At 56.2% G+C, this 17,886-nt stretch carries 11 protein-coding genes; 8 read left to right on the top strand and 3 right to left on the bottom strand.

Features of this window, described 5'->3' with window-relative positions; translation table 11 throughout:
- Together ACR0DT_RS18990 and ACR0DT_RS18985 are read right to left on the bottom strand one after the other, a co-directional pair.
- Complete coding sequence (locus ACR0DT_RS18990) at positions 1 to 468, bottom strand: tripartite tricarboxylate transporter TctB family protein (protein ID WP_480712262.1); 468 nt, start codon at positions 466 to 468, stop codon at positions 1 to 3.
- Between the two features lie 67 nt (positions 469 to 535).
- Positions 536 to 1,489, bottom strand: coding sequence for a tripartite tricarboxylate transporter substrate binding protein (locus ACR0DT_RS18985; protein WP_480712261.1), 954 nt, complete (start codon positions 1,487 to 1,489; stop codon positions 536 to 538).
- Positions 1,490 to 1,592: 103 nt separating this feature from the next.
- On the opposite strand from ACR0DT_RS18985, the gene ACR0DT_RS18980 reads away from it, so the two are divergent.
- From ACR0DT_RS18980 to ACR0DT_RS18970, 3 genes are all read left to right on the top strand, one after another.
- Positions 1,593 to 2,510, top strand: a complete 918-nt coding sequence (locus tag ACR0DT_RS18980; protein ID WP_480712260.1) for a LysR family transcriptional regulator — start codon at positions 1,593 to 1,595, stop codon at positions 2,508 to 2,510.
- Between the two features lie 529 nt (positions 2,511 to 3,039).
- Positions 3,040 to 4,770, top strand: coding sequence for a type I secretion system permease/ATPase (locus ACR0DT_RS18975; protein ID WP_480712259.1), 1,731 nt, complete (start codon positions 3,040 to 3,042; stop codon positions 4,768 to 4,770).
- Positions 4,760 to 6,076, top strand: coding sequence for an HlyD family type I secretion periplasmic adaptor subunit (locus ACR0DT_RS18970; protein ID WP_480712258.1), 1,317 nt, complete (start codon positions 4,760 to 4,762; stop codon positions 6,074 to 6,076). The genes ACR0DT_RS18975 and ACR0DT_RS18970 overlap by 11 nt, the downstream gene beginning before the upstream one ends.
- Before the next feature lie 12 nt (positions 6,077 to 6,088).
- On the opposite strand, the gene ACR0DT_RS18965 is transcribed toward ACR0DT_RS18970, so the two are convergent.
- Positions 6,089 to 8,128 (bottom strand): dockerin type I domain-containing protein, encoded by a 2,040-nt coding sequence (locus ACR0DT_RS18965; RefSeq protein ID WP_480712257.1) that lies wholly within the window; start codon positions 8,126 to 8,128, stop codon positions 6,089 to 6,091.
- Between the two features lie 155 nt (positions 8,129 to 8,283).
- On the opposite strand from ACR0DT_RS18965, the gene ACR0DT_RS18960 reads away from it, so the two are divergent.
- From ACR0DT_RS18960 to ACR0DT_RS18940, 5 genes are all read left to right on the top strand, one after another.
- Positions 8,284 to 12,165 carry an adhesin gene (locus ACR0DT_RS18960; RefSeq protein ID WP_480712256.1) on the top strand — a complete coding sequence of 1,294 codons (3,882 nt, stop codon included), beginning with the start codon at positions 8,284 to 8,286 and terminating at the stop codon, positions 12,163 to 12,165.
- Between the two features lie 60 nt (positions 12,166 to 12,225).
- Positions 12,226 to 13,044: a SapC family protein gene (locus ACR0DT_RS18955; protein ID WP_480712255.1), complete on the top strand. Its 819-nt coding sequence runs from the start codon at positions 12,226 to 12,228 to the stop codon at positions 13,042 to 13,044.
- Positions 13,045 to 13,150: 106 nt separating this feature from the next.
- Positions 13,151 to 14,395 carry a TolC family protein gene (locus ACR0DT_RS18950; protein ID WP_480712254.1) on the top strand — a complete coding sequence of 415 codons (1,245 nt, stop codon included), beginning with the start codon at positions 13,151 to 13,153 and terminating at the stop codon, positions 14,393 to 14,395.
- Positions 14,392 to 16,539, top strand: a complete 2,148-nt coding sequence (locus ACR0DT_RS18945) for a type I secretion system permease/ATPase (protein ID WP_480712253.1) — start codon at positions 14,392 to 14,394, stop codon at positions 16,537 to 16,539. The genes ACR0DT_RS18950 and ACR0DT_RS18945 overlap by 4 nt, the downstream gene beginning before the upstream one ends.
- Entirely contained in the window at positions 16,523 to 17,833 is a 1,311-nt protein-coding gene (locus ACR0DT_RS18940) for an HlyD family type I secretion periplasmic adaptor subunit (RefSeq protein WP_480712252.1), read from the top strand. Before ACR0DT_RS18945 ends, ACR0DT_RS18940 begins: the two co-directional genes overlap by 17 nt.
- The last annotated feature ends 53 nt before the right edge of the window (positions 17,834 to 17,886 follow it).

Below are 17,886 nucleotides of genomic sequence, written 5' to 3'. Positions count from 1 at the left end.
TTACCCCTGAATCCAGCTGAGCAGATCGAAAACCTCGCCATAAGGCGGGTAGACGCCGAGCAGGACAAAAAAGATGAGATGGAAGACCAGCGGGCAAAGGATGACAGACACGGCCAACCCGATCCGGCTGCGCACCCCGAAGAAGTAAAGGACCAGAGGTGCGACAATGGCTGTTGGCAGCAAGTAGCCAAACCAGCGGAACGATTGTTGATAGATCAGGGCGATGATGAACAGAATGATGATCTGCAGGCCCGCTCCGGTATCCTGCTCCTGGCTCACGCCACCCGCCGTCTGACGCGCGGCGCCCACCAGCATCAGGCCCGAGAGAAACAGTAGCGCAACAGCGGCAGAGAACGGCACAATCCCAGCCCATGTATCCCCCGGGGATGCTGCGGGCACTTGCCATGCTCCCCAGATGGCAAAAATCGAAATGAGGGCAAGCACCAAACCTTCAGCATAGGCACGCATGACAATCTTCCCTGTTTCCTACTGGTAGAATTGGACCGGGTGGGATGACCGCCCGGTCCCGACGGTTTTAGTTGGTCAGACTTTGAACCAAGGGGGTGGCGTCCTCTTTCATCGCCGACAACGCCGCCTTGGCATCCGCACCACTCTGATAAACCGGACCAGTCCCGCGTGAGGCGAGAAGTTCGGCAAATTCGGGCTTGGCAGCGATCTGTTCAAGCGCGGCCTCCATTGCGGCGACCGCCTCCGCTGGCGTCCCTTTCGGAGCAAACACGACCACCGGTGAAGACACTGCAGCAAATGGAATACCCAGTTCCCCAAAAGCTGGCACCTCGTTCATAATGCCATCACGTTCCTGACTGTTGACGGCCAGCGCGCGCAGTTGCTCTTCAAAACCAGCCAATTGTTGAACACCCAGAAAGCCAAAATCAGCCTGCTCTCCAATCAGTGCGGCACGGGTCGGCCCGCCCCCTTTGAACGGCACATCCTGCGCTTCGATACCGTTATTGGCCAGAAACCCCATGCCGCCAACGTGATGGAAACCACCGCGACCCGAATGGGCCCACCGCAATTGGCCGGGGTTGGCCTTGGCTGCATCAATTACGTCCTGCACGGATTGAAACGGGCTGTTGACCGGAACCATCAGCGAAGTCTGCAATTGGCCAACCTGTGCTACGAAGTCAAAGCTTTCCAGCGCGTCGATATCGGTGTCGCGTGTCATGGTCGATAGCAGGAACGACCCACCTGAGGTCATCATCATGGTGTACCCGTCTGGACGCGCGCCAACGACTGCATTGGCCCCATTCAAGCCACCCGATCCGGGTTTGTTCACAACAACCACTGGCACGTCCAAAACCCCTTCGGCGGCGGCCGAAATAGCGCGGGCATAAGCATCGGTACCGCCACCGGCCTTGTAGGGAACAACAAGATTGATCGGACGTTTCGGCCAATCTGCGGCAAAGCTTGCAGTGGCGGTGACGGCGACGGCCGCGAATGCAACACTCAGTAGAGTTCTGCGTTTCATGAGTAACCTCCCAATTTCACTTGGGATCAAATTACGCGATATCTTCAATTGTAAAAAATGCAAATATGTTATCTTCTCTTGCAAAAATTGTAAGAGTTAAAAGATGAACATCAAGGCTCTGCGCGCATTTCGCGCCACATTATCAGAAGGGTCCCTTGTTGCCGCCTCTGAGATACTTCATCTCAGCCAACCCGCAGTCAGCCGATTGATCACGGGCCTTGAGGCCGAACTGAAGCTGACGCTGTTTGATCGGAGCGGCCGCAACCTGACGCCAACGCCGGAAGGGTTGGCCTTCTACAAAGAGGCTGGCCGGATTCTCGACAATCTCGACGAAGTGCCACGCATAGCGGCCGAGATCAAAGCAGGGCGCACCGAAACACTGCGTATTGTGACAATGCCCCGAATTGCACAATCCCTGTCTGCCCCTGCGGTGGCTCGGTTCATGAAAGCAAACCCCGACACCAATATTAATCTGGATGTCCGCGCCAGACGCGAGGCGGGAAAATGGCTGGCCGGGCGGGAATACGATATCGGAATTGGGGCATTGCCCGTCGACCACCCCGGCATCGTCACCAAACCCCTTTTCCGAGTGCGGGCGCAGGCGGTATTGCCCGCAGACCACCCTCTTTCTTCTCGGAATCACCTGACAGCGGATGAGATTGCCGGAGAACCCGTCATACGCCTGATGCACGGGTTGTTGTTACGGGATCAGCTCGACGATATCTTCCGTTCGGCAGGTGTGACGCCCAGACAAACCTGCGAAGTCGCCGCCTCTCAACTTGCTTGTGCACTAGTGGCCGAGGGGGCAGGCGTAACGATCGCGGATGAGTTGGTTGCGGCGCAGGTCGCATCGGGGAACCTTGCACTCGTGCCCATGATACCCGAACGTTGGATGACCTTTGGCTTACTCTACCCGGTTTCTGATACACGCTCCAAGGCGTTGCCATTGTTCGAAAAGGCATTGTCCAACATCGTCGGTGAATTGGCGCAGCAGAGCGCCACACTTGAACATAGCCTTTAGAATCCGTCATCAGGGGTCTTGGAACCGATGGCGACCTGCTCCAATAAACTGTGTGACCTCCTAGTGAACAAAAATTGAAGAGCTAGCCAGTTAAAACTCTGACAACCTGCCTTGAGTGTGCCCATGCCAAGATACAAAATCGAACGGCAATTTACTGACTAGATGAACATGCCGTTTGAAGCTGGCGTGCTCTTGGATCAGATCGATCCTGACATCTTTGCTTGATACGCACACACGAGATGGTGCAAGGGCCCAGCGAAGAACCGGATATCGTCTTGCCCATCTAATTGACCGAACGGAATTCCGGCTGATACAATCCTTTTGCGACACGGCGATTGAAACCAGTCTGGCGATGGAAGGAGCGCCCCACCGGCGATACTCCGCCTTGACTGCAAGTAGCTTTTCGCCGATCCAACAAATCATGCATTTTCACCGTTGCGCCATAGTTTAATATACGGCCCACCGAAATCACTCTGGTCTCACAGAGAAACAGTTACCAAAGGCCCTGTACGTGAACATTGAAAACCGCATGACTATGCCGCCCCGCCACGAGCTGCGAACAGTGCGCAATCAGGGCATTGCCTTTTTAGCTCTGGCGTTTCTGTTCAGCATTTTCGTCAACCTACTAATGCTGACCGGGCCTTTGTTCATGCTGCAGGTCTATGATCGAGTATTGGGTTCGCGTGCGGTAGAAACCTTGGCCGCCCTGTTTTTGCTGGTGGCACTGCTATATGGCCTTATGGCGATGCTGGATTTTGCGCGCGGCAGGATCGTGGCCCGATTCGGTGCTCGCTTCCAGTCGCAACTGGATGAACGTGTGTTCGACGCCACCCTGCGCCGATCGCTATTCCCGCAGGCGCGATCCGCACCGGCGATGGCATTGCGGGATCTTGAATCGATCCAGAACCTTTGCTCCTCACCGGTTCTGCTGGCCGTTATGGACATCCCGTGGACCCCAGTGTTTCTGGCAGCAATCTTCCTGTTTCACCCGCTTTTGGGGTGGCTGGCAGTGGCTGGCGGAAGCTTGCTGATCCTGATCGCCCTGCTGAACCAGTGGTTGACCCATCGCAAGGTGGCAGAGGCGCAGAGAGCCTCGGCACAGGCCAACGCTTTTTCAGAACATGCAAGACAAGCCGCCGAAGTGGTGCGGTCACAGGGCATGCAAGAGGACATAACCCAGCGCTGGCAAAAACAGCGAACCAACGCTCTGCGGCAGACCATAGCCGCCAGTGACTGGACGGGCAGCTTTACCTCGCTGACCAAATCGCTTCGGTTGTTCCTGCAATCGGCGATGCTGGCGCTTGGCGCCTTGCTGGTGCTGCGCAACGAATTGACACCAGGGGCGATGATTGCCGGTTCGATTCTGTTGGGACGAGCGCTTGCACCGGTGGAGCAGGCGGTTGGCCAATGGAGCATGGTCGAACGGGCGCGCACCGCCTGGACTTCGTTGAACCGTTTTCTGGATGCGACCCCACCCGAAGCCCCGCGCACCAAGCTACCTGTGCCCGAGGCCCGGCTGACCGCCAAAAGCCTGACCGTCATTCCTCCAGGCGCGAGCAAACCGACGCTACGTAATGTCGCTCTACGACTTGAACCGGGCAAGGCGTTGGGTGTCATCGGCAAAAGTGGATCCGGAAAATCCACTCTGGCCAAGGCGCTTTTGGGCCTGTGGCAACCGGCAGCCGGGGAAATCCGGCTGGGTGGAGCAACCTTGGATCAATACGATCCCGACGATCTGGGACAACATATCGGCTATTTGCCGCAGGAAGTTACACTGTTCAACGGGTCGGTCGCCGAAAACATTGCACGCATGTCGGAAACACCTGACCCCGATGCGGTTGTGGCCGCAGCCAAAATGGCCAACGCGCATGAACTTATCCTGTCCCTGAGCAAAGGGTACGACACCTTCTTGGAGGGCAATGACAGCCAGTTGTCGGGCGGACAAAAGCAACGGATCGCGTTGGCCCGCGCTCTGTATGGAAATCCGGTTCTGTTGATTCTGGATGAACCGAACTCGGCGCTGGATGCCGATGGAACCGAGGCATTGAACGCTGCGGTACGAGGTCTGAAAAAGGCTGGAAAATCTACTATCATCATGACTCACCGCCCGCAGGCGATTTCGGAATGCGATGATCTGGCGGTGGTCGAAAACGGCCAGGTGGTAAAGACCGGCACCCGGGATGAGGTCCTGGCCGCTATGGTGCAAAACGCAGGAGCCATCAAACGGGGCCTCCGACAGGTGAATAAAGATGCAGGATAAGACGGCTCAGGACACGCGCCCGGTATGGCGCATTACGATACCGGCTCTGGTCGGCTGTACGGCTTTGGTGATATTGGTCGGTGGACTTGGTATCTGGTCCGTACAGACGCGTTTGGCAGGGGCCATCATCTCGCAAGGGGTTATCGAGGTACAGAGCAACCGGCAAGTGGTTGAACATCCTGACGGCGGCGTGGTCGGTGAGATTTTTGTTCGCGACGGTGACGCGGTCGCCGATGGCGATATGCTAGTACGTCTCGATGACACGTTCCTGTCATCGGAAAAGACCATCGTCGAAGCCCAACTGTTCGAATTGCTGGCGCGCAGGGCCAGGTTAGAGGCCGAACGCGACGGCGCTGATGCAGAAACTCTGGCGGTTTGGCTGGCTGAAATTCAGAACCAGGAAAATTTCGATCCCGAACTGATTGAAGGCCAGCAACGCCTGTTCGAGGCGCGGCTGAATACCATGAACCAGCAAACCGAACAACTTGGCAAACAGCTGGTTCAGATCGAAAGCGAAATAGAAGGCACCGAAGCGCAGCTTGTTTCTCTGCGGACGCAGGTTGACCTGATACAGAACGAGTTGAAAGATCAGCAGAGTCTGTTTGACCGCGGCCTGACCCCAGCCAGCCGGGTGTCGGCTCTGCAACGGGAAGATGCCAGCCTGACTGGTGAGATTGGCCGTCTGGAAGCCTCGGTCGCACGGTTGTCGGGTCAGATTGCTTCAACCGAAATCGAAATAGTCGAACTGAACGCCACGCGGCGCGAAGAGGCAATTACCGCATTGCGCGATGTGCAGACACAAATCTCGGAACTGGCCGAGCGGCGATTGTCTTTGGATGTGCGCCTGTCACGTTTGGATATTCGCGCACCTGTCGCAGGAACGGTCTATGACAGTCAGGTTTTTGCACTGCAGTCGGTGATTCAGCCCGCAGAACCCATGATGTATGTAGTGCCGCAGGATACGCCACTTTTGGTGGCCGCCCGTGTGGATGCGATCCACGTTGATCAGCTGCATATCGGTCAGCCGGTTTCCTTGCGCTTTCCCGCTTTTAACCAACGCGAAACGCCCGAGATTGACGGACGTGTTGTCACCGTTTCGGCGGATACATTCACCGATGAAGCAACCGGTCAGACATTCTATCGGGCCGAAGTCGCCCCCGAAGACAATCAGGTCGAGCGGTTAAACGGCCAAGCCCTGTTGCCGGGCATGCCAGTGGAAACCATGATCAAGACAGATGAAAGAACGCCTTTGTCCTACCTGATCAAACCCCTCGCCGATTACTTCAACCGGGCATTCCGCGAATAGTGGGCTATGGTCTCAAACCTGCTCGAGGTTGCCCAGAAGGATTGAAGTCATATCGGTGGTGAGCACATTGTCGACCACGGTGACATTCATGCCTGTTTCATAGCTGACATCGTTCGCGGTTATTCCGGAAAGATCAGCATTTTCGTCGAGGAAAACCCACTCTGCTTCATGCGCTGTCGGGAGACCGACTGCCGTCTGCAGGATGACCAGGGCATCCAAGGCATTGACCATTCCATCCTGGGTAATGTCCGCCGCGATCAGGTTTTCCGGTGTGGCAGGACCCCAGGTTGGATCCAGCCCGACCGAGATACGCAGTACCTGCAACGCATCCAGTGCGGTAATTTCATTGCTGGCCGTCGAATAGGTTTTGACGATGTCCAGTTCACCTTCAAATGTCCCCATAGGCAAATTCAGATCAAACCGCCCCTCGTCATCCGCCCTTACGCTGATCGTACCGCCACCGTCAGGCGTAAAACGGATCTCGGCGTCGGACAAAGCGGGGTTCGCAGTTTCCGAGTCGATGGTCACATCGCCCTGAACCCCATCTGAACTGCCCGGATCCAACCCCCCGAAGTCCCCAAAATCGACAGGGATGTGATCCGGTCCACCGAAACCTACCCCGAAAACCTCGGCACTGGTCAATGGGCCTCCGGTCAAAGAGTTCACAACTATGACCTCATTGATATATTCGATCTGCGCGCCCTGCGCAGTGGCCGTGAATGTCAGTTGCCCCGGCGTGCGTAGCAGCGGATAGTCGAACAAATCCAACCGGTCGATCCAAGCCTGAAAACCGTTAATCGTTGTCGGGTCGCTGCCATATTGCATGACAAAAATGTCCGCACCGGCACCCCCATACATGGTAGTTGCCCCAACACCTGCGATCAGAATGTCTTCGCCCTCACCGCCCACAAGGGTTGTTTCAAGAATACTGCCGCTGAGCATATCATTCTGCGCCGTTCCGGTAACCGTTCCGAAGCCATCCCGCACGAAACCCAGATCCGCAATCGAAACACTGAGTTGCGTCAACCCCGCATCCTGCTGTGAACCGACAAGGATCTGCAGCTCATCCCCTACATGGGCAACGCTTAGCGTCTCGACATGCTGCAAACCGCTGTGAATTGTGTCGGCAAAGCTGTCCAGATGCACCAGTTGACCGTCAGGCGTCAGCGTGAACAAGGTGACGCCGTCATCAGCTCCACCTGCGACGACAAACACATGCCCGTCGGCTTCGATAACGGCCAGATCCTGAACTGTTTCGAACCGCGTGTGCAAGGTGTCCAAAACATGGTCTGTGGCGATCAATCGCCCGTCACCCGCGAGCTCCATCACGCTGAGTGAGTTACTGCCCGCCCCCGCTACGACAATCCAGGACTGACCATAAGCCTGCACGACTTCGACCGCCGTTGGCGCCGCAATCCCCAGTGTCGCCAAGGCATCACTGTTGTCGACAACGGCTATTGCACCTGTGTTTTGATTGACATTGTAGGTACTGATCGTGCTGCTGGCCGCATCGGCTGCAATCACAAAGTGATCTGCCCCGGCCTGCAGCACCTGCATCGAATCAGCCTTTCCGGTGATTGACGCCGCCAAGCTCAATGATCCGTCCTCGTTCACAATATAGGTAGCTACCTGCCCCGACGACTCGTGCGCGATGGTCAGGGCATCGCCAAACTGGACAAGGGATGAGATATCTCCGCCCCCAGTCAGCAATCCCGTTTCGTGCAGGGAACCAACAGTCCCGTTTGGGTTCAGGTCGTACCCAACCAAACCGGTCGCCAAACGCACATCCAGTACGAGCTGGTCGTCGCCGGCCAGCGTTACAGGCATACCGAAACTACCAACCTGAAACGTGATGGTTCCACTGAAATATTCCGTGTCCTGCAACTGTGGCAGCGCGCCCTCGACCAGCTTCCAAACTGCAATGCCCCCGCCCGGACCGGTCACGCTGTACAGGTACGTGACGCCATTAAGCGTTTTTAAAGCCGTATCGCCGATACCTGAATCGAGCGCTGCGCTCCCCGTTGCAACCACGCCTTCGAACTGAAGCATCATATCAAATCACCCCACGCCACACCCGGCACAAGCACAGGATGATCCGATGCCCAGTCCGAAACCAAAGCTGGAATGTGGAGAAAACGAGGAGTTCGGCTTCAGTTTAACTCAATTTTTTCTGGTCCGACCGCATGAGTCACCGAAGGGAAAGACAGATGAACAAAACTCGGACCCTTCGGGCGGGCGCGGAAACCACATGTGAGGGCAAGATGACGAAAGAACCTGAATCCAAGAACAATCCAGCCGATGCTCAGTCGAATCTCGAACGCAAGCGAAACATCCGAAAGTGGATCGACGGCAAAATGCGTCGTTGGGTCGGTCGTGGCATTGCCGGTGGGCTTGGGTCGACGATTCTGGCGTTACCCGCCTTGGCGCAGGCCACAATCGAAGAGCTTTACGCCTTCCAGTTCGCGGAAACGATCCCCGGCGTCCGGTCCGTCAAGCTGCTGGACAATGGCGATGTTCTTCTGAAACTGGCGGACGGCCGTAAGATGATTGTCGCCGCTGAAAACGTCCAAGTGTTGGACAGCGGAGCGATCATGATCGCCGAAGGCGCGGTATCTGAGATTGCTCAGTTCAGTCTTGCCGAAGCAGGGGGAGCAGCCGCTGCCGGGGGTCTTAGCGGGGCAACGGCTGCATTAGGCGGTCTTGGCCTGGCTGGCGCCGCAGCCGCAGCCGGCGGCGGAGGCGGCGGCGGAGGCGGCGGGGATGATGACGCCCCGGCGCCAACGCCCAACCATCCGGTTCTTAATCTGGCGGAATCGCAAGGCAACATGCTAAGCAGCGCCCGCATTGGCCTGACCCCACCTGAGGGCACTGAAACTGTCGAGATCACCATCGGTTCGCTCACTAAGGCCGTGACGCCCGCAGACGGCGGGAGCTGGAGCCTATCGTTGACACCAGCCGAAGCCGCCGCCTTACCACAAGGCGTACAAACCGTGACAATCCGCAACCTCGACGCCGAAGGCACGGAATTATCAGTTGAAACGGTCACATTTGCCGTCGACACCATCCCCCCAACCCTAACAATTGCAGGGTTTTCTGACGGGGCGGTAATGAATGCCTCTGAACAAACGACCGATCTGACCGTAACCGGCACCACGAACGCCGAGAACGGGCAAACCGTTGTCGTTACGATCAATGGGCAAACCTATTCTGGCATTGTTTCTGGCGGCCAGTGGAGTGTATCTGTCCCGTCCGCCGACCTGGTGGCCTTACCCGACGACACTACGATTGTCGTAACCGCGGATGTCAACGATCAGGCAGGCAACTCGGCAACACAGGCCGATGCCAGCTTTGATACGGACTTTACCGCCCCAACAATCACACTGGATCCAATCGCAGGCGGATCGATTGAGTTGATTGATGTCAGTACCGATCTGACTCTGACAGGGACAACGACCGCCGTCGACGGTCAGCCGATTACCGTCACGTTTGATGGCCAATCTTATTCAACCACGGCTTTAGGTGGGGCTTGGAGTGTAACAGTCCCAAGCGCCAACCTGAACGAACTTTCCACCGGTGTGCCGGCGGCTGTCAACGTCACGGTTACGGATGCAGCTGGCAATATCTCGGTACCTGCATCGGCATCTGTCCCAGTGGATCTGACAGGCCCATCTGTCGCCATTTCTCCGCTATCCGTCGGCGTGGTTCTGAATGCTGTCGAGGTTGGCTCCGATCTTGCAATCTCCGGTTCAACCACCAGTGTAGAGGACGGCCAACAAGTCACGGTTACCCTGAATGGCCAGACCTACACGGACACGGTTTCGGGCGGCAGCTGGAGCGTGACTGTGCCAGCCGTCGATCTGGCTGCTCTGGCTGAAGGGGGAAACTTTGCGGTAACAGCCGATGTTTCTGACGCCGATGGGCTGGCGGCACCACAGGCCAGTGTACCGCTTGCCAAAGATGTCACGGCACCAACCCTGTCAATTGACAGTTTCTCGGACGGAGCTGTTCTGAACTCGACCGAGCAGGGAACGGACCTGACAATCACAGGATCTACCACAGCTGAGGACGGGCAGCTTGTGACTGTTTCGATGAACGGTCAAACCTATACAGGTGCAGCCTCGGGTGGCGCATGGTCAGTCATCGTTCCTGCGGCGGATCTTGCTGCTTTGTCTGACGGGGTCACCGTGCCAGTCACTGCAGATGTGTCAGACGTTGCGGGAAATCCTGCGATCCAGGCCAGCAACAGCTTTGATACAGACTTTACCGCCCCGTCGGTCAACGTCACGAGCCTGTCGGATGGTGCCGTCATGAATGCCGTGGAACAAGGCACAGACCTGACTGTCAACGGAACTTCTGATGCTGTGGACGGTACGATTGTTACGGTTGAAATCACCCGTCCAGATGGAACTGTAGACGTCACTGGTTCCGCAACGGTCAACAGTGGCACTTGGATCTATACAGCCTCGGCCTCTGATCTGGGCGCGTTGCAGGATGGCGTTGCATATGAAGTGGAAGCCTCGGTTTCCGACACGGCTGGGAACAGTGCGCAAGACACAGCAAATTTCGCCACCGATTTCGCTGCTCCGACGGTTACCCTCGATCCCCTACCAGTTGGAGCCGAACTGGACGTGACCGAACAAGGCAGCGACCTTGCCATTTCGGGAACAACCAGCGCCGAGGATGGCCAAACAGTTTCCGTCACCCTGAACGGCCAAACATATACCGGTACTGCCTCTGGTGGTGTCTGGTCTGCAACCGTGCCCACCAGTGACTTGGCCGCACTTTCGGATAGTACGGGCTATCCAATTTCGGCCAGCGTGAACGATCTGGCCGGAAACCTGGCCACCCCGGCGACGACCACTCTGACCACAGATTTCCGGCCGGTATTAACCCTGAATCCCGTCGGTACAAACGGTGCTGTTTCGGTGGCCGACGCTCAGGCGTCCGGAGTAACTGTGTCGGGCACTTCGGTTGGGCTAAGCATGGGTCAGGCAGTAGATGTTACCCTCAACGGAAATCCGATTGGGTCCGCAACAGTTGGCGGAGATGGCAGCTGGTCTCTGGCTGTGCCGGCCTCGGATTTCTCGGGAACCAGTGCAGGTGATGACCTTGATTTCGCTGCCGATGCTACGGTTTCCGGCGGTCCGGATCCCCTGACCGCAACTGACGATAACACCGCTCATGTACCAGCGGCCTATGTCGTCACGCAGGCCGGAATAGTCGGAAATACGGTAACCTTCGAGATATATGCGGACTCAGATCGGGATATCTCAAGCGGCCTTGCCATGACGGCAGACCTGGGCTTTGACCCATCCGTCGTGACCTTCGATTCCGGTACGGATATCGGCAATGGAGCGTTCGATTTCTTTGTGTCCAACCCGATTGGGGGCACCGTAATCCGCTTTGCTGGCGCTGCGACCACTTTCACGGATCTAAGCCAGCCCCTGGTCACTTTCGAGATGACCGTTGTCGACCCGAACCAGCCAATCGAGCTGACGATCAACACCCCGGATGGCGGTCCAAGTGTCTACCAGATTGGCACAAACGGAGATGACACACTGGTTGCCACCGATGTTGACAATGTCATCCGCGGGCAGGACGGCGACGATATGATTGACGTTTCGGAAGCTGGGCGCGACGTCATCATTTTCGAGGCTGACCCGACCGCAAACGGTGTCGATACGGTAACAGGTTTCACAATTGGTTCAGCGGCTGATGTAGCCGATGCCGTCATGTTCAGCGGCCTAAGCTTCGGAACGCTTCGCGGCGACGGCACCGATGTCGAGACACTGGCCGTTGGTGACGCGATTGGCGCGGATACCGGGGTTATCGGCCTGACATCAGTATTGGGTGATCTGTCTGAACATACCATCGAAACCGCCGTCGAAAACCTTACCGGGGCTCAGGCCGGCGACGAGGTTTACGTGATGGCGACAGATGGAACGGACAGTGTATTGGTCAAGGTCAACTATACAGCTCCGAATTCGGCGTCGGTAGAAACTATGGCGCAGTTCACTGGATTGGATGACCTGAGCAATCTGAGTGCAGACAACTTCCTACACACCGACCCCACCGGGGCATCTGCCTGATCCGCAAAATGGCTGCCGCTTAATCTGAGCGGCAGCTACTTCATTCCACGGGGTAAAAAAATGGCACAGAATGGCCAAGTTCCAGTCACCTTCTCTCGGCATGGGCAGCGATACTGGAGACGTTTCACATCTTACAAGTTCGCGGCCAATCGCGTTGAATGCACGATTGTACTGCAAGAAATTGAACAAGCAGCAGCATCTTTTCCAATTGTATTCAGGAGGACCGTCAGAGGTTTTGAGCCGACGGCTTTGTTGTCCCTGCGTGCGAAGACACCCATTCCCTTCGTATCACAGGACGGGCAATGGCTAGCTGGTTATGTGCCATCGGAATTGCGTTGTTATCCTTTTCTGATCGAACGTATCGACCGAGAGACGGTAGATCAGACACCCTTGTTTCAATTGAATGTGGACGAAGAATCTGGGCTGCTAAGCGACCACCCTAACAATGAGGCCTTTTTTGACGACACAGGTGCCCCTTCACCTGCGCTGCGCGAGGTAAAAGTTTATCTTCAAGCCCGCGCTGCCGCCCAAGAAGCAACGCTAGCCTTGTGTCGCACCATCAATGATATTGTTTCGTTTGAACAAATTACAGCGCACAACGGGATCGCTCTTCCGCCAGACGTTTTTGGAGTTTCGGCCGAGGGGCTCAATTCACTATTGCAGAGTGAAAAACTAAAACTGGTCGATTCCGGCGCGATTTTGTTGATCCACGCGCATCAGATTTCGCTGTCTCATTGCGAGTGGCTGGCGCGGGCTCAACACCAGATTACCCAGCAAAACGCACTGGAAGAATACACGGAAAATTCAGACTTTTCCGGTTTTCTTTCCGCAATAGCCAACGCGCAGAATGACGACTTCCTTGGAACCAGTGGGGTGTGAAACACCTATGCCAATACGTGAACGCAAAGTAAAAATTGCAGCCGCTTTTTGTCTTGCAGTGTTGTCTTCAGCCTGTGCACCAGCCCCCGAACTGACGGGGGTTGAAATGTCGCTTTCCAGCGGCTCGGTGGGTGCCGGTGCCAATGCTCCTTCGCCTCGGCTCGCGCAAAGCGCATTTGGTCAAAAGGTTCGTGCCGCCATCGAATCCAGCCCCGAATTGGCACAAAGTGCAACACGGCTTGAAATCGCTACTGCCAATCAAGACGCGGCCAAAGGGGCTTTTTTGCCGCAATTGTCCGTTGGCATAAACGCCCGGTCCGAGCGCATCGACTCGGACATTGCCGATGTCACCCCCTACCTTCGCATATCACAGCTTGTCTATGATGGAGGTGCGGCGTCGAATGACCTCACCGCCGCGAAGGCCCGCGTGCTCGAAGACCGGGGTGGCCAACTGCAAACTGCTGCCGCAATCGCGCTTTCGGCAATCGAGGCCTATGTAGTAGTGCTCGACAGACGGGAAATTCTAGACATTTCAGCCCGGAACGTCTCGGCACACGAAGATTTGGTTCGCCAGATCACAGAGCGAACTGTTCAAGGAGTGGGATCAAACGCGGACGTGCTGACAGCCCGCTCTCGTATGGCGGATGCGCAGACACGGTTGGCGGATGCTCAAGCTCGGCTTGATCGCGCGGATGCTCAATTCCGCGAATTCTTCGGCACCGCTCCGGGGGTTTTGCCACCTCCTGTAGAGGCCCCCAAATTGGCTCGCACCGATGCTCAGATTGTCATGGACAGCCCTCAGGTTCGGCGGGCGGATGCAGCGCTGTTGTCGGCAAAGGCCGAACAAGCCGCTGCTCAAGCGCGGCGCCAGCCCGACATACGCGTCGCGGCTTTTGCAGATCGGGACGATAGCAACGACGCAAATTACGGCGTTGACTTGTCCTTCAACTACGAGATCGACAGTACCGGACAGCGCCGCGCCGCAATCGCCGCCGCTGAAGCGCAAGTCAAAGAGGCTGAATTCACACGTGAATCTGTGATCCGGGACATTCAACGAGAGTTGGAGTTTATCCGCTCGGACCAGCAAGCTGGCGCGGTGCGATTGCAGGCCGCCCGTATTGCGGTTCAAGCAAACGCCGACAGTGTTGCCGCAGCGCAAGAGCAGTTCACCATAGGGCGGCGCAGCCTGATCGAAATTCTGGACGCGCAAAGAGATTACGTGAACGCGCAAGAAAGGCTGATTTTGGCCGAGCAGAGTTTTTTCCTGACCAACTACGCCGCGCTCAGCCTCACCGGTGACATTCTGGATCTCATAGGGGTGTCACCACTCAAATGGAATGAGGGTCTATGACACAGCTATTGCCAATTTCACGAGAAACTACGCTTTCGCCTTTGGAAACATGTCTGTTGCATGTTGCGGCTCAGATGGATCGACCAATGACAATTGCCACCTTACATGCCGCCCAATCCGGCCCGGGTGGAGAATTGACGCTTCGCGACGCAATCGAGGTGGCACAAAGAGCTGGTTTGCAAACCGGCTATGGCAAACGCAAATTAAGGGACTTCGATACCAGTCTGACACCGGCACTTTTACTGCTGGAGGATGGCAAAACTGTTGTCTACCACGGCCGCTCGTCTGGCGGCCACCTTTTGATTTTTGATCCCGACCTCGGAAATGGTATCGGCGAAGTATCCGAAGACAAACTGCGGCATACATATACAGGTTACGCCATTCTGTTTCGCCGCAACCACCACGATGAGGTTTCAACCAGCGGCAGCACCTATTCCGGGCACTGGTTCTGGTCGGCAATGGCCGCGAACCGATGGTCCTATACGCAGGTGATCCTGGCGGCGGCGCTCGCCAATTTACTTGGCTTGTCGACGTCGATCTTCATCATGGTCGTCTATGATCGGGTTCTGCCGAACGAAGCGACCGAATCTCTGATCGCCCTGACTGCGGGTGTCGGCCTCGCACTGGGGTTTGATTTCCTCTTAAAGCTGTTGCGCGCTGGGTTCATCGATCGCGCCGGTCAAAAGGCCGATATGCTGATGGGGAGGCGCGTGTTTGATCAAGTTTTGAACATCCGAATGAAATCCCGTACCGGCTCGACCGGCGCCATGGCCAGCACCGTTCGCGAGTTCGAAACCCTCCGCGAGTTCTTTACTTCGGCGACCTTGGTCGCACTGGTTGATCTGCCGTTTGTCGCGCTGTTCATTTTTGTCATCTATCTGGTCGGCGGTTCGCTAGCACTAATTCCCGCGCTTGCGGTACCAATCGTTCTGCTGGCTGGAATTGCCGTACAACCGGTGTTGTCACGCCTGGCTGAGAAAAGTTTTTCAGACGGGCAATCCAAGCAATCCGTTCTGGTAGAAACGGTTTCAGGACTTGAAACCATCAAAACAACCGCTGCGGCCAAACAAATGCGAACCCGCTGGGAAAACGCGATACAACGGCAATCTTCTCACGGTATGCGAAGCCGGGCGGTGACACAGTTCGCCTTGAATTTGACCGGGTTTATTCAACAGACGGCACAAGTTTTGATCGTCTTTTACGGTGTATTCCTGATTACGGACGGTCAGGCCAGCATGGGGGCATTGGTCGCCTCGGTCATGCTGACAGGGCGCGCGCTGGCGCCGTTGGGGCAACTGGCCCAGACCCTGACGCGCGTCAATCAGGCTCGAAGTGTCTATCGCAGTCTTAACGCCTTGATGCAGGCCGAAAGTGAAAGGCCGCAAGGGCGCAACTGGGTCAGCCGAAATGGGTTTGAAGGTCGCATTCAGTTCAAAGACGTGCATTTTGTCTATCCCGATCAGACCGAAGACACCTTGTCCGGAGTGTCGTTTACAATTGAGCCTGGTGAGAAAGTCGCGATATTAGGGCCGATTGGGTCCGGGAAAAGTACGGTAGCGCGCCTGCTGCTTGGGCTGTACGAGCCGCGCTCAGGGTCAATTCTGTTGGACGGGGCTGACATCCGTCAGATTGATCCAGGGGATTTGCGCCGAAATATCGGTTCTGTATTGCAGGATATCTGGCTGTTTTCGGGCACCGTACGTGAAAACATAAACAGCGGCACCGTCAGGCCACGGGATCAGGATCTGATCCATGCTGGCAAAGTAGCCGGAGTGGAAGATTTTGTTGCCCACACCCAGAATGGGTATGACCAGAAACTGGCTGAGCGCGGCGAAGGCCTATCCGGCGGTCAACGACAAGCCATTGCGTTAGCCAGAGCGCTGGTTGGGCGACCTCCAGTTCTGTTGCTGGATGAACCGACCAGCGCGATGGATGTAAAAACCGAAGCCGAGGTGATCCACCGCCTCAAACAGGCAACACAAGACACAACGATGGTCATCGTTACACATCGCACCAGCCTACTGGAACTGGTTGACCGCGTTATCGTGATTGAGGGCGGGCGTGTTGGCGCCGACGGACCGAAAAGCTTGCTTGCTGAACACTCCCGAAAAGCAAGGAGGCATCTAAATGTCGCGGCATCCTGACCTTGCCACACTCGCGCGAGAAATGCGCGGACGCTCACCAATACGCGGATCCTTGCTTTTACTGGTGATTGCATGCTGCCTGATCGCGCTGGGTCTGTGGGCTCACCTAACTGAATTGGATGACGTGACCCGCGTTGATGGAAGGATTGTACCTTCGGCGGACATCCAGAAGATCGAAGCCACCGAGCCCGGCGTTCTGCAATCACTAAAAATTCGCGAAGGGCAAGTGGTGGAAAAAGGTGCACTGCTGATGGAGTTCGAAACCACCCAGATTGACAGTCAGCTAAGCCAGGAACAACAGCGCGCATTTGGCTTGATGGCGCGCACTCATCGGTTGCGGGCAGAAATTGACGGAACCGAACTGAGGTTTTCTCCGGAACTGATCAAAGGCGCCCCTGAGGTCGTTCGTTCGGAAACCGCGCTTTATCAAGGGCGACAGTCCGAACTTCACGCTGAAATCGCAATTCTTGAACGACAGCGCCAGCAAAGAAACCAGGAATACGAGGAAGGGTTGGTGGACCGTGTCATCGCCGATCAGACGCTTAAATTGTTGGCCGAAGAACGCGCAATAATGCAGCCGTTAGTGGAAAAACGGATGGAGCCAGCCACGACGCTTTTGACTCTCCGCCGTGGTGAAGCTGAATGGGAAGGCCGAAGAACGCGGGCCGTGGCCGCGACCAACAGGTTAAGAACTGGGCTGGACGAAATAGACGACCGAATCCGCGCCACCCGCAGCAGATTTCGCAGCGCCGCACTGACGGATCTGGCGACGACGACCACAGAACTAGCGGCGTTGCAACCTATCCTGCCGGCACTGCGTAACCGAGCCGACCGGGCACAGGTACGGTCTCCGGTTCGGGGTGTTGTGAACCGGGTGCATCGCAGCACAATCGGGGGGTTGGCTCGCAGCGGCGAGGAATTAATTGAGATCGTACCCCTGAACGACACCTTGCTTGTCGAAGCTTATGTGCGACCGGAGGACATTGCATTTCTGCACTCCGGTCAGCCGGTAAAAGTCAAGATTACAGCATATGATTTCGCCCGCTATGGAGCTTTAACCGGTCAAATCACGCGTATCGGCGCAGACACGATCACGCGATCCGAGCGAAATGACGAAGAGGTTTTCGTTATTGAGATCGAAACCAGTAATTCGATGCTGGATGCCGATGGCCTCGCGGTTGAAATCATACCTGGCATGATTGCAGAGGTCGACATTCTTTCAGGTCGGAAAACGGTTTTAGAATACCTGCTGCAACCTGTTGTAAAAATCAAAGACAGGGCCTTGCGCGAATAAAACGAAACAGATTGGGCAAAACCCGTACGCGACTCTTGGTTTTCGACCATAAT

It is taken from the genome of Ruegeria sp. BI11, assembly GCF_056538005.1.
This window is presented reverse-complemented; position numbering and strand designations above follow the sequence as displayed.